Here is a 23,441-nt window from a genome sequence, read left to right as displayed (position 1 = left end):
TTATCCCTCCAAAGGTAGCTCTGATACATATTTTGCAACTAAATCACCAACTTCAGTTGTGGAATATCCCATCTTTCCTGCTGCAAGACTTTTAAGATGCTTGCTTGTTACTTCAATCACAGCTCTTTCAATTAATTTAGAAGCAGTTTCTTCTCCAAGATACTCAAGCATCATTCCTCCAGCACATATTGCAGCAAGGGGATTTATTACATTTTTACCTGTATATTTTGGTGCAGAACCCCCAATTGGCTCAAACATTGAAACCCCTTCTGGATTTATATTTCCTCCTGCAGCAATTCCCATTCCACCCTGTATCATTGCACCAAGATCAGTAATAATATCACCAAACATATTGTCAGTGACTATCACATCAAACCACTCAGGATTTTTAACAAACCACATTGTAATCGCATCTACATGGGCATAATCTGTTGTAATATCTGGATATTCCTTTGCAACTTCATAGAAAGTTCTTTCCCAGAGGTCAAAGGCAAAGGTTAAAACATTTGTTTTTCCACATAGAGTAAGCTTTTTCTTTTTATTTCTTTTTTTACAATATTCAAAGGCATATCTTATACATCTTTCAACGCCTTTACGAGTATTTATTGATACCTGTATTGCCACTTCATCGGCAGTTCCTTTTTTGAGAAATCCACCAGAGCCTGTATAAAGACCTTCTGTGTTTTCTCTTACAACAACAAAATCTATGTCTTCAGGTTTTTTATCTTTAAGAGGACAGTCAACACCAGGATAGAGTTTTACAGGACGTAAGTTTACATACTGATCAAGCTCAAACCGGAGTCTCAAAAGAATTCCTTTTTCGAGAATTCCGGGTTTAACATCTGGATGTCCTATTGCACCAAGATATATGGCATTAAATTTTTTAAGTTCCTCTATCGCGCTGTCAGGGAGAGTCTCTCCTGTCCGTAAATATCTCTCCCCTCCAAAATCATAATATGTATAGTCAAGTTTAAATCCCATCCTTTTGCTTACTGCGTCAAGAACTTTTACTCCTTCTCTTATGACTTCAGGACCTGTTCCATCTCCAGGAATTACAGCAATTTTGTAACTTTTACATATGGAGACTTCTTTTTTCGTCTTACAAACTCTTTTTTTCATTTTATATCCTCCATTGTTAATCTCTTTTTTGTCCATTCAATTAAACCACCAGCTTTAATTAAATCCTGCATAAAAGAGGGAATAGGCTTTGTTTCATACTTTTTCCCTTTTGTTAAATTCATAATTTGACCAGAGTCCATATCAATCTCTATTTCATCTCCTTCATCGGCTTCATCGGTAAGGTCTTTAACCTCAAAAATTGGAAGCCCGATATTGAAGGCATTTCTGAAAAATATCCTTGCAAAACTTTTTGCAACAACTGCCTGTATCCCCGCAGATTTAATTGCCAGTGGTGCATGTTCTCTTGAAGAGCCACATCCAAAATTTTTTCCTGCAATTATAATATCTCCAGGCTTTACTTTTGTTGGAAAATCTTTATCAGCATCTTCCATAACATGTTTAGCAAGTTCCTTTGGGTCAGATGTATTAAGATATCTAGCTGGGATAATGGCGTCTGTGTCAATGTTATCGCCAAATTTCCAAATTTTTCCTCTAATTTTCATAAAATCTCCTTTACATAAGAATAATTTATAATTTTACTTCATAAATCATTTAGTAATCAACTTTTTCTAATTTTACTTAAGTAAAATTCTACCTTTATGTTAAAATTCTTTAATTAATGTGCTGGGGGAATGAATGCTGATTATCGGTGAAAGATTAAGTATTATATCAAAAAAGGTTAGAGATGCTATCCTGAAGAGGGATAAAAAGCCAATTCAACAGATAGCCATTGAGCAATGGAAAGCTGGTGCTCACATGATTGAGGCTAATATAGGACCAGCTGAAGATAATGGAGAAGAATTAATGGAATGGATTGTTACAACAATTCAAGAGACTGTGCCTCTTCCTATTTCTCTTGATACAACAAATCCAAAGGCTATGGAAGCAGGGTTGAAAATTCACAATAATGAATGGGGTAAACCACTTATTAATTCTACATCATTAGATCCTGAGAGATTCATAATGTTTGAACTCGCATCAAAATATAACGCACCTATAATTGCATTAACTGTTGGAAAAGGTGGTTTGCCAAGAGATGCGGAGGAAAGAGTTGAAATAGCTGTTCAACTAATGGAGAAAGCATCTGAATACGGAATATCCTTTGAAGATATTTATCTTGATCCCCTTGTATTACAAATATCAACATCTCAAAATCAGGCAAGGGAAGTTTTAAGGTCTATAAAACTTTTCCAACAACTAAATGACCCTCCAATGAAGACAATTGTAGGGCTTAGTAATCTTTCAAATGGATGTCCTAAGGAAATAAGACCAATTTTAAACAGATATTTTTTAGCACTTCTCATGTATGAAGGACTTTCAGCAGCAATTGTAAATCCATCAGAAGTTATTGAAGTTATAAAAACAATAAATGTAATCACCGGTAAAATTCTCTATGCCCATTCATATCTTGAAATATAGAGGTGAAAAATGAATTTTCAAATACCCAAAGAAACCTATACAGGAGGTGTTCCAGAAATTACTTTTGGTAAAGAAAAAAAAGTTTCCTTTGGAGGAGAATCTGCTTTACCCTTTTATTTTTTTGAAGGAGATTTCCCAAACAAACCCTTAATTGCTTTTGAAATTCAGGATGATATTCCAGAAGATTATCCTCAAGAACTTTCAAAGGTTTACTCTTCAGTATGGAATGATCCTGTTAGATGGGCAAAATTTTGTGAATCCTTAGGGGCAGAGGCAATTGCAGTAAGACTCACAAGTACTCATCCAGATAGCAAAGACTCCACTGCCCAGGAGGCTTCTCAAAAAATAAAGAGAATTCTTTCAGAAATAGATTTACCATTAATTATTTTGGGTAGTAATCATTCTGAAAAGGATGCTGATGTACTTCCTGTTGTATCTGATGTAGCAAGAGGGTACAACTGTATAATTGGTAAAGCTCAGGAAAGTAATTATAAAACCATATCTGCCTCTGCACTGGCTGGTGGGCATAATCTTATAGCTATGTCAGAACTTGATGTAAATCTTGCAAAGCAGTTAAACATTCTTATTACTCAAATAGGTTTTCCAAAGGAAAAAATTATAATAGATCCTATGTGTTCTGCCTTAGGATATGGCTTTGAATATACCTATTCTGTTATGGAAAGAATTAGAATAGCAGGACTCATTCAGGGAGATACCATGCTTAATTGCCCGATGATTGCAGATGTTGGTTTTTATGTATGGAAAACAAAAGAAACACAAGCAACTGAAGAAGAAGCTCCACAGTGGGGAAGCCTTTATGAAAGAGCTGTTATGTGGGAGGCAGTTACAGCTTGTTCCTTTTTATTGAGTGGTGCAGAATTGATAATAATGAGACATCCCAAGGCAGTTGAAGTTGTAAAAAGATTTATAAATGACATATTTTATAAACTTGAAAGGAGTGAGTAAATCTGGACACAAAAGAACTTTTACGAACTCTTCCATCCGTTGATAGAATTCTTAAGATGGATGAGATTAGGAATCTCTCAAAGGAACATTCACAATTTTTTATTAGAGAAGCAGTAAGGGAAAGTCTTTCAAAATTAAGAACTCAGATCAAAGAGGGAAAGATTGTTAATGTTGATGAAAATCAAATAATTAGAGAAGTAAAGTTAAATCTTAAAAAGCTTAAGAAATATTCCCTTCAAAGGGTTATAAATGCGACAGGAGTCGTAATTCATACAAATCTTGGCAGATCTATTCTTCCAAAAGAGGCGGTGGAACATGTTATTGAAATATCTACTCACTATTCTAATTTGGAGTATGATTTGGAGGAAGGAAAAAGAGGAAAAAGATATGTTCACATTATAGATGCTATAAAAAAACTTATCAACGTAGAGCATGCAGTTGTAGTTAACAACAATGCAGGAGCAGTTTTTCTATGTTTAAACACTCTTGCAAAAAACAGAGAGGTTATTGTTTCACGAGGAGAACTTGTGGAAATTGGTGGTTCATTTAGAATTCCCGATGTAATGAGTAATTCCCAGGCAATACTTAAAGAAGTAGGCACAACAAATAAAACCCATTTAAGAGATTATGAAAATGCAATTAATGAAAATACAGCATTACTTCTTAAAGTTCACCAGTCCAATTTCAGAATAATAGGTTTTACCAAAGAGGTCACTGTTCAAGAACTTGTTAGTCTTGGAAGAAAGTACAATATTCCTGTAATGGTTGACCTTGGAAGTGGATGCTTAATTGATTTAAAAAAGCATGGAATTACTTATGAGCCTACTGTTCAGGAAGTCTTAGAAGCAGGAGCTGATATAGTTACCTTTAGTGGTGATAAACTTCTTGGTTCTGCCCAAGCTGGTTTTATCTTAGGAAAGGCTCAATATATTGAAAAAATCGCACAAAATCCTCTTATGCGCGCATTAAGAGTAGATAAAATGACCCTTGCAGCCTTAGAGGCAACTCTGAGACTTTATTTAGATGAAGATGAAGCTATGAAAAAGATACCTACCCTTAAAATGATTCTTGAGAAACCTGAAAATATTAAAAAGCGAGCGTCAAAAATTGTAAGATTGTTAAGAAAATCTAATGTGAAAGCAACAATAAAAGAAGACATTTCAATGCCAGGAGGAGGTTCTTTGCCTGAAGTTGGAGTAAAAACCTTTGTTGTAGCAATTAAACCTGACTTTGGAGTTGACGAATTTGTAAGAGCATTAAGACAGGCTGAACCCGCTGTTGTAGCCAGAATAAAAGAGGATGAAGTTATTTTTGATGCAAGAACAATTCAGGAAAATGAAATTCCTCTCTTAGCAAATATTGTCAAGGAGGTTTATCATAATGACTATAAGAGAGGAGTATGAAAAAATTGAAAAATCAATTTTACATGAAAGAGCTACCTTAAGTAGTCAATCAAAGGGAAGACTTAAAAAAGAAGAGGAAGATGATATAAGAACAGCCTTTCAAAGAGATAGAGACAGAATAATTCACAGTAAAGCTTTCAGAAGGCTCAAACATAAAACACAGGTATTTTTTTCACCACAGGGAGACCATTATAGAACAAGGCTAACTCATGTTCTTGAAGTATCCCAGATTGCAAGAACTATTGCAAGAGCTTTAAGATTAAACGAAGATCTTACAGAGGCTATAGCTCTTGGACATGATTTAGGACATACTCCCTTCGGACATGCTGGAGAGGCAATTTTAAGAGAAATTCATCCAGAAGGTTTTGAACACTATGAGCAAAGCCTAAGAGTTGTTGATTTTCTTGAAAAGAATGGCGAAGGATTAAATCTTACCTTCGAAGTCAGAGACGGAATTGTAAATCATTCAAAGGGTAAAGGAAGTATATTAAGTGATACTCCAAAAACCTTAGAAGGACAGATTGTAAGAGTTGCAGATATTATAGCCTATCTCAATCATGATCTTGATGATGCTATAAGAGCAGGAATTATAAAAAATAGCGACATTCCCTTAGAGTTTATTAAAATTTTCGGAGACAGACATTCAAAAAGAATAAATACAATGGTTAGAGATGTAATTTTTTCAACCATAAAGGCAGATTATGAGAAAATTTCCATGTCTCCTTTAATAGAAGAAACCCTTTATAAGTTAAGAGATTTTCTATTTGAAAAAGTCTATGAAAATGAAGTTGTTCTAAAAGAATTTAGAAAAGCCAAATATATCCTTGAGTCTTTATATAGCTATTACATTGAAAATCCTTCTATAATATTTGGAAACCTTATTCCTTCAAAAGAAGAAATTCACAGAGCAGTATGTGATTTTATTGCTGGAATGACAGACAGATATGCTTTGTATACCTTTGAAAAAATATTTATACCAAAAAGTTGGTTTATTTCGTGATTGAAGGTATAGGAGTTGACATAGTATCAAACAGCAGGATTAAAAAGCTTTATAAAAGATTCGGAGAAAAATTTTTAAGAAAAATTTTTACTGAAAGAGAGATTAATTATTGTTTAAGACATAGCAATCCTATCCCCCATCTTGCAGGACGTTTTGCTGCGAAGGAAGCAGTAATTAAAGCTTTAGACAAGCCAGAGGGATTGAAATTAAAGAATATTGAGATAATAAATAATCAAAATGGTGCACCAATTGTTTTAATCTATGGAGTAGAGGATAAAAAAATCAGGATAACTCTGTCACACGAGAAAAACTACACTGTAGCATTTGTTATATTAGAGTCAAATTAGAAAATATTCCAATGCAGTCTATAATTATGGTAAAATTCCTCCCATGAATATAATTTCAAAAAAAGTTAATCTTCCAAAAGTTGGTACAGTAAGAATTACTTTTTATAGGGACAGAAGAAAATCAACAAAGGATAAACAAACATTTTCTCTTCCCTTTGATGTCCAGTTAAGTGAAAAAACTGCTACTGGTGAGATAATTTATAGCCCAATTTTTCGTTCCTGTAGAATTATGTGGAGTGATCCTCCAGAGGACAGCAAAGCAGGAGAAGAAACAGAAAACTTTATCAAAGAATTTTTATTTGGGACATTATTGGCTATTACAGAGCCTATAACAATTGATGAAGCACAAAAGATCATAGATGATTTTGTTTTTTCATTAAAAAGTTCTATAAGATTTAGAATTTCTGAAAATGGAATTTGTGAAATTAAAATTCCAGTAGCAGGACAGCAATCTAAGGAATTAACGGTATTTATAAGGAAAAAAGATACCGGTGAATTTATACTAAGTGATGATTCATTAATACTAAGACAGTTCAGACCCCATGAAAGAGGACAAAGAGAAAGAGTTGTCTTTGCAGCAAAAAGATTGGGATTAGAAATAAGAGATGAAGAGTTATTTTTAGAGTCTACAAAAGAAGAATTACCTTTTAATCTTCATAAATTTATACAAATAATATCGGCTGTTTATATTTTCTATCTTTCATAAAATTGACTTGCTAAAGCTCAAAATTTTAACATTCATAATATGAAAGAGGAAAAATTTGCTCATCTCCATTTGCATACAGAATATAGCCTCCTTGATGGAGCAATAAGAATTGACGAAGTTATTGAGCAGGCTAAAAATTATGGAATGCCTGCCATTGCCATAACAGACCATGGGAATCTATTTGGAGTTATAGAATTTTATAAAAAGGCAAAAAAAGCAGGAATTAAACCAATAATAGGCTGCGAAGTCTATGTAGCGCCCCAAAGCAGATTTGACAAAGCAAAGATAAATAAAGATCCGGGAATGCCTGAAGAGGCATCCTTTCATCTAACTTTATTAGTTGAAAACGAAAGGGGATATAAAAATTTAAATCGCCTTGTCACCGCATCCTATCTTGAAGGCTTTTATTATAAACCAAGAATTGATATGGAAATTTTAAGTCAATATTCCGATGGAATTATCGCTTTGTCAGGATGTATTAAGGGAGAAATACCTTATAACATTATACATGGAAATATACAACGGGCAGAGGAAATTGGAAAGCTACTAAAAGAAATATTTCAGGATAGACTTTATCTTGAAATTCAGCCAAATACTATTCATGAACAAGAAATAGCAAACAAAGGTCTATTAGAACTTTCAAAAAAAATTAACATACCAGTTGTAGCAACAAATGATTGCCATTATTTACAAAAATCAGATGCTAAAGCCCATGAGATACTTCTTTGTATTCAAACAGGAAAAACAATAAAAGATGAAAAAAGATTAAAATTTCAAACAGAAGATTTTTATTTCAAATCACCGCAAGAAATGATTTTAGCTTTTCAAGAAATTCCACAATCTATCAGAAATACAATAGAGATAGCTGAAAGATGCAGTTTTGAATTTAATCTTGGAGATTATAAACTTCCTAAATATGAAGTTCCAGACGGTTTTACAGTTGAAAGTTATCTTAGAAAAATTACCTTAGAGGGGTTAAAAGAAAGATTTAATGGAAGTGTACCAGATATTTACTATGAAAGAGTTGAAAGGGAACTTGAAGTAATAACTAAAATGGGTTTTGCTTCTTATTTTTTAATTGTCTGGGATTTCATCAATTATGCAAGAAAAAAATCTATTCCTGTTGGTCCTGGTAGAGGTTCTGCAGCTGGAAGCCTTGTTGCCTATGCATTAAGAATTACTGATATAGATCCTTTGAAATATGGATTGCTTTTTGAGAGATTTTTAAATCCGGAAAGAATAAGCATGCCAGATATAGATGTGGATTTTTGTAAAGACAGAAGAGAAGAAGTAATTAAATATGTATCGGAAAAATATGGCAATGACAAAGTAGCCCATATAATAACCTTTGGTACAATGGCAGCAAGAGCTGTTGTAAGAGATGTTGGTCGAGCATTGAATATTCCCTATAATGAAGTTGACAAAATTGCAAAAATGATACCAACTGCATGTCAATCTCTAAAACAGGCTTTAGACTTAGAGCCAAAATTAAGAGAAATATATGAAAAAAATCAAACAATAAAGGAACTTATTGATATTGCATTAAGATTAGAAGGTTTAGCCAGACATGCATCACAACATGCAGCAGGAGTTGTAATATCTCCAGAACCTCTTGAAGATTTCATGCCTCTTTACAAAAATCCCGATGAGGAAATAATTATAAGTCAATTTGACATGAAAGCTCTTGAAGATATAGGACTTTTAAAATTTGATTTTTTAGGACTTAAAACTCTAACAGTGATTGATAACATAGTAAAATATGCCGAGAAACTTGGTAAAAAAATAGATTTAAACCACATCCCTCTTGATGATAAAGAAACCTACGAGCTTCTTTCATCTGGACAGACAATAGGAGTTTTCCAATTTGAAAGCAGAGGTATGCGGGATCTTCTTCAAAAGATGCATCCTGAAAGATTTGAGGACCTTATAGCTCTTGTAGCTCTTTTTAGACCGGGTCCTTTAGGAAGTGGCATGGTCGATGATTTTATTAAGAGAAAAAAAGGTTTGATCCCTATAGAGTATGATTTGCCTCAGCTAAAAGAAATTCTTGATGAGACCTATGGAGTTATCCTTTATCAAGAACAGGTAATGAAAATAGCAAATCAGATTGCCGGATTTACAATGGCACAGGCAGATGTTCTAAGAAAGGCAATGGGTAAAAAAATTCCTGAATTAATGGAAGCTTTGAAAGATGATTTTGTAAAGGGAGCTTTATCAAAGGGAATTCCAAAAGATAAGGCAGAAGCTCTTTTTAATCTTATGGCAGCCTTTGGAGAGTACGGATTTAATAAATCACATTCAGCAGCATATGCATATCTTGCCTACATAACAGCTTATTTGAAAGTTCATTATCCATTGGAATTTTTTGCAGCAAACCTATCTAACGAAATGGGAGATACAAATAAACTTTTGAAATTTTTAAATGAATGCAGATCCTTAGGGATTGAAATAAAGGGTCCTGATATAAATGAAAGTGATAGAGTTTTTACCATAACAGCCAATTCTATTAGATTTGGATTAGAAGCAGTTAAAGGTGTAGGTGGAGCAGCTCTGGAGAGTATTCTAAATGAAAGAAAAAAGGGTAAGTTTGTCTCTATGGAAGATTTTTTAAAAAGAGTTGATGCAAGGAAGGTAAATAAAAAAGTTATTGAATCTTTAATAAAAGCTGGTGCCTTTGATTCAGTTTATAGTGAATACCCACCTAATCAAGCAAGAGCGATTGCGATGAACTATCTCATTTCAAATAAGGGTAACGGAAAAGTAAAAAAATCAAATGAAGCAAAGGCTGTTTCTCTTTTTTCAGAAATAAAAGATAAGGAAGCCTCAGACATTAACACCTTTAATAGTCAGGAAAATATCATCGAAGATTGGGACATAGATAAATTATTGTCCGAGGAAAAGGCATCTTTAGGATTTTATTTAAGTGGACATCCTATTAAAAATTTAAGAACAATTCTTAGAAAGAGAAATATTATTCCCATTGGAGAAATTTTCGAAATGTTTGATGATGAAGGAATAGAATCAGATAATGATTCCCTCGAGGTAAATATCTGTGGAATTGTAGAAAAAATCAATAGCAAGGCAAAAGAAAAAGGAGTTATTGGATATTTAACAATAGCCGATGAAACAGGTATACTTGAGGTAGTTATTTATCCTGATTTATTTAAAAAATTTAGAGATATTTTAAAAGAAGGTAGTTTCATATTAATAAAAGGTATTGTAAACAAAGTGGGAGAATCAACTAAATTTTTTGCCCGAGAAATTGAAGAAATAAAAAATGAAGATATGAAGGTTAGATATGAAATAATCATTGATTGTATAAATGAGGATGAAGCAAAGGAGAAACTTAAGTCTTTGAAGAAGTATCTAAGACCAACTAATAATAGCGACGGCAATATTTATATATCTTTAAATTTTCAGGATTATTATGTTACAATTTTAAGCCCCTATGAACCCTGTATTGATTTAGAAAACAAAATATCAAAAATTGATGGATGTGAGGTAAAAATAGTATGAGATTTTATCTTGATTTTGAAAAACCCATTCAGGAATTGGAAACCAAGATAGAGGAATTAAGAAAAATATCCGATGACAGTGATATAGATCTATCACAGGAGATAAAGAGACTTAATAAAAAACTGAAGGAATTAAAAACAGAGATCTTTTCAAATTTGACTGCTTGGCAGAAAACTCAAATAGCAAGACATTCAGAAAGACCCTATACTCTTGATTATGTCTCTATGATCTTTGAAGATTTCATAGAAATTCATGGTGACAGAAGGTTTGGCGATGACCCAGCAGTTGTAGCAGGTATAGGTAAGATTGAAAACCAGTCTTTTGCTTTGGTTGGTCATCAGAAAGGTAGAACAATAAAAGAAAGAGTTTATAGAAATTTTGGACAGGCCCATCCAGAAGGATACAGAAAGGCATTGAGACTGATGAAATTAGCTGAAAGATTTTCTATCCCTGTAATTACAATGATTGATACACCAGGAGCTTATCCAGGTGTTGGAGCTGAAGAAAGGGGACAGGCAGAGGCAATTGCAACAAATTTAATGGAGATGTCATTGTTAAAAATCCCAACAATTGCCATAGTTATCGGAGAAGGTGGAAGTGGAGGAGCTTTAGCATTGAGTGTTTGTGATAAAATTTTTATGCTTGAACACGCTGTTTACTCTGTCATATCTCCTGAAGGATGTGCAGCAATTTTATGGAAGAAAAATTCAGAAGTAGGAGTGGATGAGTATGCCAAGGCAGCTGAAGAACTCAAATTGACAGCTCAAAAATTAAAAGAGTTCAATATAATTGATGATATTATACCAGAACCATTAGGCGGTGCCCATAGAGACCCTCAAGAAACAGCAAAAAGAATAAAAAGTACAATTTTAAATGCCTTCAATGAATTAAAGGAAATAAAGATTGACAGTCTCTTGAAAAAACGTTATGAAAAATACAGGAAAATAGGTAATTTTTGGGATTCTATAAAAAATAAAAAATGAGCAATCTTTTGATTGATGGATATAACCTTATAGGAATATTCCATAGAGATTTAAAAAAAGTTAGACAAAATTTAATACAAACTCTCATATCATATAAGAACAAAAAAGGACATAATATCACATTAGTTTTTGATGGATATAAGGAAGGTCCTGGCATTGAAACTAAAGAATTTATCGGTGGAATAACTGTAATTTATTCAGGCGCAGGAGAAAAAGCTGATGATGTCATAAAAAGAATTCTTAAAGAAGCAAAAAAATTCTGGATTGTAATAACCTCAGACAGAGAAATTGAAAAAGTTGCCTGGAGAGAAAATTGTGTAGCTATTGATTCATCAATTTTTTTAAATATTATAAATGGAGAAGAATATTTTATTGAACAACAAACAAAGGGTAAAACCCTGTCTAAAAGAGAGAAAGCAATTCAAAGAGCAATCGCTAAACTATAATGATAAAGAACTTTTTTAAATTATATCCAGCATTTCAAGTAAATATTATTTTCTTTATTTTCTTGGTTATATTAGTGATTATTTTTCACGATAAAATCCCCCTTTGGGAGAATTTTTTGATAATCTTTTCTTCTATGGCTCTTTTTCAATTTTTTCTATGTAAACAAATTAATAATTCATGTATTTCTTTTATAAAAAACATAGCTTTTCCTGTTTTTTCAGTTCTTGTTGCCTTTGATACAGTAGGAGTAATAACTCCTTTTATCAATAAAGATATAGATTTAGTGTTGCTTGAACTTGATTATATGATTTTAGGATTTTATCCTTACCTTTACTTTGAGAAAATAGCTAATCCTCTAATAACAGAATTGATGCAGTTGTCCTACTGTGTATATTATATACTGCCTTTTTTGATAGGAGTTCTTTTAATTAAAGAAAAAAAATGGCATGAATTTTATAAAGTTTTGTTCCTGATACTTCTTTGTTATTATCTTTCTTACACAGGTTATATTCTATTTCCAGCCTTAGGTCCAAGATATAGTATCCCAGAGATTTTTCAGAGTGAGCTGAGAGGATTATTCTTAGCTGATTATATAAAGAATTTTCTCAATTCTCTTGAAGGAATTAAGAGAGATGCCTTTCCAAGTGGTCATGTAGGTATATCATTGCTAATTTTAATTTTAATTTACAGATACAGTAAAAAAATTTTTTGGTTGATGTTTTTCCCTGTTTTAATGTTAATCTTATCTACTGTTTATTGTAGATATCACTATTTTGTTGATATATTAGGGGGTATTTTATTAACTATTGTAACTTTAGTTTTAGGTAATTTATACTATAATTTTTGGTTAACAAAAAATGAAAATTCCGTTTACAAAAGATAAGTGTGGATATATTCTAAAAATTGTTGTAAAGACAGGCTCCAAAATATCTGGATTGGATAGTATAGAAGAAGATAAAATCAAAGTAAAGGTTAAATCACAACCCTATGACGGATTAGCTAACAGGGAGCTTATTGAAATATTGTCAGATTTATTAGATGTTCCTAAATCAAAAATTGAAATAATTAAAGGAAAAACATCTAAAAATAAAATTATAAAAATAAAAGGGGATATAAATTGATAGAAAGCCTTACAGGTTACGGAACTTCAGAGAGAGATATTTTTAGAGTTGAAGCAAAATCTTTGAATCATCGTTTTCTTGAAATAAACATAAAATTGCCTACTATACTTTCAAAACATGAATATGAAATCAGGAATCTAATAAAAAATAAATTTCAAAGAGGTAAAATTGACCTGATTGTATCAATCAATCAAAAAGAGAAAACAGGCAAGGTTTATTTAAATAAGAAACTTGCAATGGAGGTCTATTCTGCCTTTATTGATTTAAAAAAGGAATTAAGTATTCTTGGTTCTATTGATATTTCTATATTTTCAAATTTCAAAGAACTTTTTGTCTATGAAGAGGAAGAACCTGATGTGAATAATTTTATAATGGCTGTATCTGAGGCATTAGAAAGACTTAAAGAGATGAGAAAAAGAGAAGGAGAGTTAATAAAAGAAAGTATCATAGAAATTGTTAATAATATTGAAAAGGAATTTATTAATTTAGAAAATCGAGTAGATATAAGTTATAATAACCATATTAATTCAATACGTGAAAGGGTTAAGGAAATAATAATTCAGAACAACATTGATGACAATAAAATACTTGAACAGATTATTATTTATGCACAAAAATCTGATATAAAAGAGGAAGTAGATAGATTGCGTAGCCATATTATTCAATTTAAAGAAACCCTTGAAAAGGGTGGTATTATAGGAAAGAAATTAGATTTTTTACTACAAGAAATGAATAGAGAGACAAACACTATCCTGGCAAAAACAGAGGATTTTCAGATTAAAACAATCTCGGTTGATTTAAAAACTTATATAGAAAGACTTAGAGAACAGGTTCAAAATATTCAATAACTATGCTGGTAAATATAGGGTTTGGTAACATTGTTTCTTTATCAAGAATAGTTGCGATAGTAAATCCTGGTTCTTCTCCTATGAAAAGACTTAAAGATGAAGCTAAAGCAAGAGGGAAACTTATTGATGCTACTGAAGGAAGAAAAACTCGTTCAATTATTATTACAGACAGTGATCATGTGATACTGAGTGCTTTACAGGTAGAAACAATTTTACAAAGAATTAATGAATTTAATAAGGAAGAGCATGGAGATTTATAAAGTGGGGACTATATTTGTTTTATCTGCTCCTTCAGGAACAGGTAAAACTACTATATGTGAGAGATTAATTAAAAGTTTACCAAATTTAAAGATGAGTATTTCTCATACTACAAGAAAACCAAGAATTGGTGAAAGAGATGGAGTTGATTATTTTTTTGTAGATAGAGAAGTCTTTGAGACAATGATAAAAAATAATGATTTTGTCGAGTGGGCAGAGGTATATGGAAATTTTTATGGAACATCAAAAAAAGTCATAAATGAATTGTTCCAAAGTGGAAATGATGTTTTACTTGATATAGATATACAGGGAGCTAAAAATATAAAAAAAACATACCCTGATAGTGTTTTAATTTTCATTTTACCCCCTTCATTGGAGGAATTAGAAAAAAGACTTAAACAAAGAAAAGAAGAAATTGATACGATAAAAATGAGATTGAATAAAGTAAAAGAAGAAATTTCTCAATATAAAATTTATGATTATCTCGTAATAAATGATGATCTTGATAAAGCTGTAAAAGAGATTTTATGCATTATTACTGCTGAAAAATTGAAAACTAATAAAGTAAATCAACAAATTATAAACAATTTTTAAAATTAGGAGGGTAAGAAAATGGAAAAAAAGGAAGAAAAAATCGATATTATTTCTCTACCAATAGAATTTGACAGAAACAAAATCGATAGCAGATATCGTTTAGCAGTCATTGCAGCACAAAGAGCTGCTGAATTATCTTTAGGAGCTACTCCAAAGCTCGAAAAAAAGGCAAAAAAAGTGACCTCAACAGCCATATTAGAAATTTTGTCAAATAAGATAGAATATATTACTGGTGAAGAAGCAATTAGGGCTAAGGAAAAAATTGATAAAATTGATGTTAAAAAGCTACTTGAAGATAAAAGAAGGGCGATTCCAGATATTACAGAACTTGAAAAGGATCTGAAAATATATTTACATGGGAAAGAATCAGCAGAAAAGATGTTAGAGGATTTGTTTAATGAAAATACAGAGAATATAGAAGAAGAGGAATAATAAAGGGTAAACCTTTGTTGAAAAATAAAAAAATTCTTTTAGGTATAACAGGAAGTATTGCCGCATATAAAGTATATGAAATTATTAAACTTTTAAAGGAAGCAGAAGCAGAGATTTTTCCTGTAATGACCGAAAAGGCAACCTATTTTGTAACGCCCATGAGTGTTGAAATATCCTGCGGAAACAAAGTTTTGGTTGATTTATTTGATGAACCTCTTTCACATATTGAGATTGCGAAAAAATGTAATCTTGCTTTAATTGCACCAGCCACTGCAAATTTTATTAACAAATATGCCTATGGAATTGCCGATGATCTTCTTACAACAATACTTCTTGCCTTCAGGGGTCCTGTAATTATTGCTCCTGCAATGAACTGGAGAATGTATGAATCTCCCCAGGTTAATAAAAGTATAGAATACCTTAAGAGTATTGGAGTTAATTTTGTTGGACCAGAAAAGGGTTTTCTTGCCTGTAAAGAGGAAGGTACAGGTAGGCTTTCATCGGCAGATAAAATTTTTGAATCCCTGGTTTCTTCATTAACTGAAAAGGATTTAAAAGATGAACATATAATTGTTACAGCAGGACCAACCTTAGGATATATTGATGCAATAAGATTTATAACAAATAAATCCTCTGGGAAAATGGGATATGCTTTGGCAAAAATTGCAAAGAGAAGAGGAGCTAAAGTTACTCTTATAAGCGGACCCTCAAATATTGAACCACCAGAGGTAGACAGCTTTGTTAGCGTCGAAACAACTAAGGAAATGCTAGAAAGGGTTATTGAAAATATAAATTCTGCTACTATTCTTTTAATGGCAGCAGCTCCAATTGATTTTGAGCCGAAGACTTTTTTTGATACAAAAATTGATAAGAAATCAATAGATTCTATCCCACTTAGACTATGCCCCGATATATTAAAAGAAGTTTCTAAACTTAAAAAAAAGCCATTTACAGTAGGCTTTTCTGCTGAAGCAGGCTTAAATTCAGAAAGAGCAAAAACTAAGTTTAAAGAAAAAGCTCTTGATATGATTATTCTTAATGATATAATGCAAAAAGACAGAGGAATGCAGGCTGATAAAAATGAAGTAGTAATTATTTATAAGAAAGGAAACAAATTTTTTGAAGAGAAAACACCACATCTTTCAAAAGATGAAATTGCTAATATTATACTTTCTAAAATAAGGGAGATAAAAATTGACAGACAGATATGAAGATAGAATTAAAAAAGTTTTCAATAAAGTTAGCTCATCCTCTCAGGCATTTTTAATTACTAATATTAAAAACATTAGATATCTGACTGGCTTTACAGGAAGCTTTGCTGTTGCTCTTTTAACAGAAAAAGGATGTTTCCTTTTTGTTGATTTCCGTTATATACTGCAGGCAAAAAAAGAGTCAATAGCAGAAATAGTATTTTTTAAGGATTCATGGTTTGATGCATTAAAGAAATTTATTGAGGACTTACAGATAAAGAGTCTTTCCTTTGAAGTTTCATGTACTGTGGAGACTTTTTATAAACTTAATAGTATTAAACAAGTTGAGCTTCTTCCTCAATATTACATAGTTGAACAAATAAGAGCAATTAAAGAAAAAGAAGAAATTGAAAAAATAAAAAAAGCAGTGAAAATAGCAGAGAAGTCTTTTTTAAAGATTAAACATCTCATCAAAGAAGGCTCAAAAGAGGTATCTATAGCAAAAGCTCTTGAAGATGAAATAAGAAAACACAGTGATACTTTACCTTTTCCTGTAATTGTAGCTTCTGGGCAGAATACTTCAATGCCCCATTGGAGACATTCTAATAGAACTCTTAAAAAAGGTGATTTTGTTATAATTGATTGGGGGGCTGAATACAAGGGATACTTTTCTGATATGACAAGAACATTTATAATAGGAAAAGCTAACGATAGACAGAAAGAAATTTATGACATTGTAAATAATGCAAGACAACAAGCTATTAAAGCCTGTAAAGCTAAGGTATTGGCTAAAGAGATTGACCAATCTGCAAGAAATCTGATAAAAAAATCAGGTTATGCAGAAAATTTTGGTCATGCTACAGGGCATGGAGTTGGACTTGACGTTCATGAATTCCCAAAGATCAATTTTCAATCTGAAGAGGTTATAGACTCTGGAATGGTTTTTACTATTGAACCAGGTATTTATATAGAAAAAATTGGGGGAGTAAGAATAGAAGATATGGTAGCAGTAAAAGAAAATTCAGTGGAAGTTTTGACAACGCTTCCAAGAGATTTGGAAATTTTATAAGAAGGAGGTAAAGGTATGATTTCAACAACGGATTTTAAAAAAGGATTAAAAATTGAATACAAAGGAGAACCCTATGAAATAATTGATTTTCAACATGTAAAAATGCAGCAAAGGGCTCCTATTGTGAGAACAAAAATTAAAAATCTTAAAACAGGAAGAGTTCTTGAAGAGAATTTCCCCGCCGGTGAAAAGTTTGAAAAACCAGAACTTGAAGAAAAACAGATGCAGTATCTCTATTGTCAGGGAGATTCCTATGTTTTTATGGATATGGAAACTTATGAACAGGTTGCTATTCCAAAAGATAGAATTGGTGAGGCTCTATATTACTTAAAAGAGGAAATGATTGTTGATGTAATTTATTATAAAGGTGAAATTCTTGTGATTGAGCCACCAATGTTCGTTGAGTTGCGGGTTGCAGAGACCGAGCCTGCATTTAAAGGTGATACTGCATCAGGTGGAACAAAACCTGCAAAACTTGAAACCGGTTTGACAGTAAAGGTCCCCTTTCATATTCAAACAGGAGATTTATTAAAAATTGATACAAGAACAGGTGAATATATTGAAAAGGTAAAGGAGTAAAAAAATGGAACTTGAAGAATTAAAAGAAATAATATCTTTTTTGAAGGATACGGATGTTACGGAGTTGAATATTGAAAAAGAAGGATTCAAAATAAGAATAAAAAGAGGTTACATTTACGGACCTATTGAGATAACTAAGACTGTAAAACCTATAGAAGAAGCTGTAAAACCATCTTATGAAATAGCACCATCTAAAGAAGAAGAAATACTTCATACAATTACGTCTCCATTGGTTGGTACGTTTTATAGGTCTCCTTCTCAAGATTCTGCTCCTTTTGTTGAAGTTGGTTCAAAAGTTGAAAAGGGACAGGTTATATGCATAATAGAGGCAATGAAAATTATGAATGAAATTGAAAGTGATGTCTCAGGAATTGTTAGAAAGATACTTGTTGAAAATGGACATCCTGTTGAGTATGGAGAACCATTATTTTTAATTGAGGTGACGCAATAATGGAATTATTTAAAAAGATTCTTATTGCAAATCGAGGAGAAATAGCAGTTAGAATAATTCGTGCTTGCAGGGAACTTGGTATAAAAACCGTTGCTGTTTACTCCGAAGCTGATAAAGAATCTTTACATGTTAAACTTGCCGATGAAGCAATATGCATAGGTCCTTCAAATCCTAAACAAAGTTATTTAAATATTACAGCAATTCTTTCTGCAGCAGACATAACAGATGCTGAGGCAATTCATCCAGGTTATGGATTTTTGTCTGAAAATGCTCAGTTTGCAGAAGCTTGTATAAACTCTGGAATTGTATTTATTGGACCTTCTCCAGAAACAATAAGAATCGGAGGAGATAAGGCAAAGGCAAGACAGATATTAAAGAGAAAAGGTATTCCAGTTGTTCCTGGAAGTGATGGACCTGTAACCACTGAAGAAGCTTGTATAAAAGTTATTAAAAAAATAGGACTTCCTGTGATTTTTAAGGCTTCTGCTGGTGGTGGTGGAAGGGGAATGAGGATAGTTAATGATGAAAAAGAAATAGAACAGGCTTTTTTTATGGCTCAAAGAGAAGCACTTGCTGCCTTTGGTAATGGAGAACTTTATATTGAAAAATACTTTCCAAAGATAAGACATATAGAGATTCAGATTATCGCTGATAAACAGGGTAACATTATTCATCTTGGTGAAAGAGATTGTACAATACAGCGTAGGCATCAAAAATTGCTTGAAGAAGCACCTTCTCCAGTTTTGAATGAAAAATTAAGAAAAAAAATTGGAGAATATGCGGTCAAAGCTGCAAAGGTACTGAAATACAGAAATGCAGGAACCTTCGAGTTTATCGTGGATGATGAGTTAAATCCCTATTTTATTGAAATAAATACAAGGGTTCAAGTAGAACATCCCGTTACTGAAGAAATTACAGATATTGATATCATAAAAGAACAGATTAGAGTAGCAAAAGGATATCCATTGTCTTTTAAACAGTCTCAGATTAAGTTCCGTGGCCATGCTATTGAATGTAGAATTAATGCAGAAGATCCTGAAAAATTTATTCCGTCTCCTGGTATTGTGGAATTCATACATTTTCCTGGTGGACCAGGTATAAGAGTGGACAGTTATCTCTATCAGGGATGCAAAGTACCTCCCTATTATGATTCCTTAGTTGCTAAAGTAATCTCAAAGGGAGCAAATAGGGCTGAAGCTATAGATAGAATGAAAAGGGCTTTAAATGAAATATCTATCAAGGGCATAAAAACAAATATTAATCTTTTTCTGAAAATTCTTGAACATCCTGATTTCATAAAGGGTAAATTTTTTACTAATTTTATAAGTATTATGAATAATAATGAAAAAACCTGAAATCCCTCAAATTTGTTTAATTTTTTCTATCAATCAAACCATTGAAAAATTAAAGATAGCATTAAAATCAGGTATTAAATGGATACAATACAGAGAAAAGGATTTGTCAAGAAAGGAAATACTAAAGCAAGCCTTTTATTTAAGAGAGCTTACAAATCAATACAATGCTCTTCTAACTATAAATGATTATTTGGATATTGCTATAGCAGTTAAAGCTGACGGTGTTCATCTTGGGCAGGATGACCTTCCAATAGAAGCTGCAAAAAGATTTTTTTCAGGAATAATAGGGATTTCAACCCATAATTTGAAAGAAGCAGTTAAGGCTCAAGAAAGCGGTGCAGACTATATAGGATTTGGACCAATTTTTAAAACCACTACTAAAAAAGATGCCATTGAACCAAGAGGAATTGATATGTTATCCTTTATACAAAAAAAAGTTAATCTACCAGTTGTTGCAATTGGAGGTATAAATGTAGATAATATTATCAATATAAAAAAAGTAGGAGGTAAATTTGTAGCAGTTTCATCTGGTATTTTAGAGGGTGATGTGGAGAAAAATGTAATAAAATTTATAAAAATTTTATGCTAAAATAATCAAAATGAAAAAAGATCTTGGAGATATTGTTGATAATTTATCTAAAACAAAAAGCACGGGGTTACTTACTATTAACTTATCTTCTGATAAAAATTTATTGAAAATATATCTAAAAGATGGATCAATTTATCATATTTCATATGGATTTAAAAAAGGTTTTGAATGTTTAAATGAGATAGCTTCAAAAGAGCCAATCTCATATAATTTTATTCCTCAGATAGCAATCGATATTGTAAGTACTAATCTACCTGCTACTGAAAAGATAATTACAACTTTAAAACAGATGAATAAGACAGTAACTGATTCCGCTTTACTTCAAACTCCTGATTTAAACAAAATTAAAGAAAATATTAAAATGGCATTAGTAAAACAAATAGGTCCTATTGGAGGTAAGATTACAGAGAAATACATTAATGAAAAATGGATTCCTTCTCAGCCTCCAAATAAAGAAGATTTTCTTAGACTTGTTGAGATGTTAAAAGAGGAAATAGAAGACCCTAAATCAAAAAAAGAATTTATTGAGGATGTAAATAAATTTTTAGGAGGTTTATAAAATGAGAATAGAATTAGGATTAAGAGCAGGAATAGCTTTGCCTCTTTTAGCAACTTTGATTGCTGGAATGAGTATATTAGTTGTTTTCAATTATATTACACAAGTAAACCTTTTAAAGGAAGAAGAAAATCGAAGTATTCAAGCATCTGTTAATACAGCACAGGTTTTGCTTGAAACTGCAACTATCCATTACCAACAAATGGCACATCTCATATCTCATATGCCAGATGTTCAAGAGGCTGTTAATAAAAAGGATAGGAATATCTTAATAGATAAATTCCTACCTGCTTTTAATTCTTTAAAGGAAAATTTCGGTCTTGCTCAATTTCACTTTCATATACCTCCTGCAGTTTCTCTTGTTAGGCTTCATGACCTTTCTCATTTTGGTGATGATATTTCCAAGGACCGTAAAACTGTTGTCCAGGTGGAGTCAACCCATAAAGGCGTTAGAGGTATTGAGATTGGTTTGGGTGGAGTTGGATTAAGAGGAGTTGAGCCGGTGTTTTACAAAGGCAGATATGTTGGAAGTGTTGATTTTGGTGGAGGACTGAAAACAGAAATTGATCAGATTAAAAAAGCAATAAATGCCGATTTAGGGGTAGTTGTTTACAAGGAATTACTTTCTGGTTGGACTGGGTTAAAAGATGTAAAACATGTTTTAGGAGAATGGGTTTCGCTTTATTTTACTCAGCAGGACCCTAAAATGTTTATTTCGGAAACTTCTTTAAAAAGAGCTGTTCAATCAAAAGAAAAATATTATACCGAAGTGGTTTCTTTGACAGGGAAAGAATACATTGTTGTTTACAGTCCATTTAAAGATTTTTCAGGAAGAATCATAGGATACATATATATTGTTAAAGAAAGAATTCTCAGTCCCGTTAAAATTTTTACAATTCTTGGAATAAATATTTTAGTTTATCTTGCAATGCTTACTTTAATAGCTCTTTTAATTGGTTATGGTATGAATAAATATGTTATAAATCCTATTATAGCATTAACAAAAATAACCGATGAAATATCTATGGGAAAAGTTGCGCAGAAAGTTGAAGTAAAAGATGCCCGTGGTGAAATTGCAATTTTGGCAAAGGCAATTGAAAGGATGCGTATAACAATGAAAAAATTACTTGAATGAGGTATAAAAAATGGGAAAGGGGAAAATTTTAATAGTAGATGATAGTCCTCTTGTAAGAAAACTTGCAGAAGTATCTTTACAGGAGGCAGGATATGAGGTTTATACTGCTGACAACGGTGAAGATGGATTAAAAATTGCCCAGTCTATAAATCCTGATCTGATTTTGGTTGACTTTATAATGCCTAAAATGACAGGTTCTCAATTTTGCATGCTTCTAAAAGAACAAGAACAATTAAAGGATACACCAATAATTCTAATTACAGGAAAAGGAGAGACAGTTGGTCAGGCATTTATAGAAAAATACGGAGTCTACGATTACTTTATTAAACCCTTTAAATCAGAAGACTTAGTTGAAAAAGTAGACTTAATACTAAGTAAAATAAGCCCTATTTTAGAGGAACAAATAGAAGTTGAGACCCCTCAATATGAAGAAATTTTGAAAGAAGAGGTCTCAGAAGAAAAAATTCCAGTGTTTGAAGAATCAGTGTTTGAAATACAAATTCCTTCTCAGGAAGAAATATTAATGCCTGAAGTAGAAATTCCTCCATTAGAAGAATTATCAAAGCAAGAAGAAGTACCATCTCAAGAAGAATTTATTCTATCTTCTCAAGAATTTGATGAATTGCTTTCAGAAAAAATAGAGTTTTCGGAGGAAATGACAACATCTGAAATCTCGGAATTAAAAGAAGAAGTTCCTTCTATAGAAATTCCTTTCGAAGAATCAGAAACTTTAACTTTTGATGAAAAAGAAGAAGCAATTCTACAAACTTCTAAGGAAATTAGTGATATTATTGCAACAGAAGAAAAAATCGAAACATCAGAAAGACTGACAGATGTAATTCCTCAACCATCCTTTGATATTAAGGAAATGGAAAAACTAATTGAAGCTAAACTAAATAATTTTACTCAAGAAATTTTATTTGCCATTAATTATTCTATGGAGGCTTTATTTAAAAAATATAAATTGTTTCAAGAATCAAATTTTATACTATCTGGAACATTAAAAGGATTAGATTTAAGAGCTCTTTTTAATATATTGAGTAATTCTAAAATGACAGGATTGTTAACAATCGAATGTGATAAAATTATCTATGAATTTATGTTGCTAAGAGGCCAAATTATTTATGCAATATCAAACTATAGGAGAGCAAAGTTGGGGGGCAGAATTTTGAAAGATTTAACAGAAGAGGAAATAAAAAATATCACTCATGAAACAATATCAGAATTATTAAGTAAAGAGATAAAACATTTTATTTTAGAGGAAAGTTATAATATAGATTCATATTTAGAAAATTTGCCTAATTACAATTTTGAAGAATTTATAGGAAATTAAATAAAGGTTGACTAAAAAATTTTTT

Annotated in this window: 26 protein-coding genes; 24 read left to right on the top strand and 2 right to left on the bottom strand. The window is 31.8% G+C overall.

Annotated features, from left to right (window positions below):
- Window positions 1-1,119: a 3-isopropylmalate dehydrogenase gene (locus QI155_RS00350; protein ID WP_143600807.1), complete on the bottom strand. Its 1,119-nt coding sequence runs from the start codon at window positions 1,117-1,119 to the stop codon at window positions 1-3.
- Window positions 1,116-1,622 carry a 3-isopropylmalate dehydratase small subunit gene (gene leuD, locus QI155_RS00345; RefSeq protein WP_068861288.1) on the bottom strand — a complete coding sequence of 169 codons (507 nt, stop codon included), beginning with the start codon at window positions 1,620-1,622 and terminating at the stop codon, window positions 1,116-1,118. The genes QI155_RS00350 and leuD overlap by 4 nt, the downstream gene beginning before the upstream one ends.
- Window positions 1,623-1,755: 133 nt before the next feature.
- Here leuD and QI155_RS00340 point away from each other — a divergent pair, with 133 nt between their 5' ends.
- The 24 genes from QI155_RS00340 (at window position 1,756) to QI155_RS00225 (ending at window position 23,416) form a co-directional block, all read left to right on the top strand.
- A complete protein-coding gene (locus tag QI155_RS00340) occupies window positions 1,756-2,538 on the top strand; it encodes a dihydropteroate synthase (protein ID WP_068861287.1) in 783 nt (260 codons plus the stop codon).
- A 9-nt stretch (window positions 2,539-2,547) separates the two neighbouring features.
- The gene (locus tag QI155_RS00335; protein WP_068861286.1) at window positions 2,548-3,504 is read left to right on the top strand and encodes an acetyl-CoA decarbonylase/synthase complex subunit delta; all 957 of its coding nucleotides are present in this window, start codon (window positions 2,548-2,550) and stop codon (window positions 3,502-3,504) included.
- Between the two features lie 2 nt (window positions 3,505-3,506).
- Window positions 3,507-4,907: an L-seryl-tRNA(Sec) selenium transferase gene (gene selA, locus QI155_RS00330; protein ID WP_068861285.1), complete on the top strand. Its 1,401-nt coding sequence runs from the start codon at window positions 3,507-3,509 to the stop codon at window positions 4,905-4,907.
- Window positions 4,885-5,907, top strand: a complete 1,023-nt coding sequence (locus tag QI155_RS00325) for a deoxyguanosinetriphosphate triphosphohydrolase (protein ID WP_068861284.1) — start codon at window positions 4,885-4,887, stop codon at window positions 5,905-5,907. Before selA ends, QI155_RS00325 begins: the two co-directional genes overlap by 23 nt.
- Window positions 5,904-6,254 carry a holo-ACP synthase gene (gene acpS, locus QI155_RS00320; protein ID WP_068861283.1) on the top strand — a complete coding sequence of 117 codons (351 nt, stop codon included), beginning with the start codon at window positions 5,904-5,906 and terminating at the stop codon, window positions 6,252-6,254. Before QI155_RS00325 ends, acpS begins: the two co-directional genes overlap by 4 nt.
- 43 nt (window positions 6,255-6,297) lie before the next feature.
- Window positions 6,298-6,960: a DUF1828 domain-containing protein gene (locus tag QI155_RS00315; protein WP_068861282.1), complete on the top strand. Its 663-nt coding sequence runs from the start codon at window positions 6,298-6,300 to the stop codon at window positions 6,958-6,960.
- Between the two features lie 39 nt (window positions 6,961-6,999).
- A complete protein-coding gene (locus tag QI155_RS00310; RefSeq protein ID WP_281320874.1) occupies window positions 7,000-10,476 on the top strand; it encodes a DNA polymerase III subunit alpha in 3,477 nt (1,158 codons plus the stop codon).
- Entirely contained in the window at window positions 10,473-11,459 is a 987-nt protein-coding gene (locus tag QI155_RS00305) for an acetyl-CoA carboxylase carboxyltransferase subunit alpha (RefSeq protein WP_068861629.1), read from the top strand. Before QI155_RS00310 ends, QI155_RS00305 begins: the two co-directional genes overlap by 4 nt.
- Entirely contained in the window at window positions 11,456-11,905 is a 450-nt protein-coding gene (locus QI155_RS00300; protein WP_068861628.1) for an NYN domain-containing protein, read from the top strand. The genes QI155_RS00305 and QI155_RS00300 overlap by 4 nt, the downstream gene beginning before the upstream one ends.
- 116 nt (window positions 11,906-12,021) lie before the next feature.
- Window positions 12,022-12,789, top strand: a complete 768-nt coding sequence (locus QI155_RS00295; protein WP_173894074.1) for a phosphatase PAP2 family protein — start codon at window positions 12,022-12,024, stop codon at window positions 12,787-12,789.
- On the top strand, window positions 12,764-13,027 hold the full coding sequence (locus QI155_RS00290) for a DUF167 domain-containing protein (RefSeq protein WP_068861626.1): 264 nt from the start codon (window positions 12,764-12,766) through the stop codon (window positions 13,025-13,027). Before QI155_RS00295 ends, QI155_RS00290 begins: the two co-directional genes overlap by 26 nt.
- On the top strand, window positions 13,024-13,875 hold the full coding sequence (locus tag QI155_RS00285; RefSeq protein WP_068861625.1) for a YicC/YloC family endoribonuclease: 852 nt from the start codon (window positions 13,024-13,026) through the stop codon (window positions 13,873-13,875). Before QI155_RS00290 ends, QI155_RS00285 begins: the two co-directional genes overlap by 4 nt.
- On the top strand, window positions 13,872-14,135 hold the full coding sequence (locus QI155_RS00280; RefSeq protein WP_173894075.1) for a DUF370 domain-containing protein: 264 nt from the start codon (window positions 13,872-13,874) through the stop codon (window positions 14,133-14,135). Before QI155_RS00285 ends, QI155_RS00280 begins: the two co-directional genes overlap by 4 nt.
- Window position 14,136: 1 nt before the next feature.
- Window positions 14,137-14,727, top strand: a complete 591-nt coding sequence (gene gmk, locus QI155_RS00275; protein ID WP_281320873.1) for a guanylate kinase — start codon at window positions 14,137-14,139, stop codon at window positions 14,725-14,727.
- 18 nt (window positions 14,728-14,745) lie between these two features.
- Window positions 14,746-15,159 (top strand): DNA-directed RNA polymerase subunit omega, encoded by a 414-nt coding sequence (gene rpoZ, locus QI155_RS00270; protein WP_068861622.1) that lies wholly within the window; start codon window positions 14,746-14,748, stop codon window positions 15,157-15,159.
- A 17-nt stretch (window positions 15,160-15,176) separates the two neighbouring features.
- Window positions 15,177-16,370 (top strand): bifunctional phosphopantothenoylcysteine decarboxylase/phosphopantothenate--cysteine ligase CoaBC, encoded by a 1,194-nt coding sequence (gene coaBC / locus QI155_RS00265; protein ID WP_281320872.1) that lies wholly within the window; start codon window positions 15,177-15,179, stop codon window positions 16,368-16,370.
- Window positions 16,354-17,418 carry an aminopeptidase P family protein gene (locus tag QI155_RS00260; RefSeq protein ID WP_083200191.1) on the top strand — a complete coding sequence of 355 codons (1,065 nt, stop codon included), beginning with the start codon at window positions 16,354-16,356 and terminating at the stop codon, window positions 17,416-17,418. Before coaBC ends, QI155_RS00260 begins: the two co-directional genes overlap by 17 nt.
- 15 nt (window positions 17,419-17,433) lie before the next feature.
- Window positions 17,434-17,997: an elongation factor P gene (efp, locus tag QI155_RS00255; protein ID WP_068861765.1), complete on the top strand. Its 564-nt coding sequence runs from the start codon at window positions 17,434-17,436 to the stop codon at window positions 17,995-17,997.
- A 4-nt stretch (window positions 17,998-18,001) separates the two neighbouring features.
- Window positions 18,002-18,448, top strand: a complete 447-nt coding sequence (accB, locus tag QI155_RS00250) for an acetyl-CoA carboxylase biotin carboxyl carrier protein (protein ID WP_068861766.1) — start codon at window positions 18,002-18,004, stop codon at window positions 18,446-18,448.
- Entirely contained in the window at window positions 18,448-19,803 is a 1,356-nt protein-coding gene (gene accC / locus QI155_RS00245) for an acetyl-CoA carboxylase biotin carboxylase subunit (protein ID WP_281320871.1), read from the top strand. The genes accB and accC overlap by 1 nt, the downstream gene beginning before the upstream one ends.
- A complete protein-coding gene (thiE, locus tag QI155_RS00240; protein WP_068861420.1) occupies window positions 19,790-20,392 on the top strand; it encodes a thiamine phosphate synthase in 603 nt (200 codons plus the stop codon). Before accC ends, thiE begins: the two co-directional genes overlap by 14 nt.
- Before the next feature lie 10 nt (window positions 20,393-20,402).
- Window positions 20,403-20,951, top strand: coding sequence for a DUF4388 domain-containing protein (locus tag QI155_RS00235; protein WP_068861419.1), 549 nt, complete (start codon window positions 20,403-20,405; stop codon window positions 20,949-20,951).
- A gap of 1 nt (window position 20,952) precedes the next feature.
- Window positions 20,953-22,083, top strand: coding sequence for a cache domain-containing protein (locus QI155_RS00230; RefSeq protein ID WP_068861418.1), 1,131 nt, complete (start codon window positions 20,953-20,955; stop codon window positions 22,081-22,083).
- A gap of 10 nt (window positions 22,084-22,093) precedes the next feature.
- Complete coding sequence (locus QI155_RS00225; protein ID WP_281320870.1) at window positions 22,094-23,416, top strand: response regulator; 1,323 nt, start codon at window positions 22,094-22,096, stop codon at window positions 23,414-23,416.
- Window positions 23,417-23,441: the final 25 nt, after the last annotated feature.

It is taken from the genome of Thermodesulfovibrio sp. 1176, assembly GCF_029946585.1.
GTDB lineage: Bacteria > Nitrospirota > Thermodesulfovibrionia > Thermodesulfovibrionales > Thermodesulfovibrionaceae > Thermodesulfovibrio.
The sequence above is the reverse complement of the archived record's forward strand: the minus strand, read 5'-3'. Positions and strand labels throughout refer to the sequence as shown.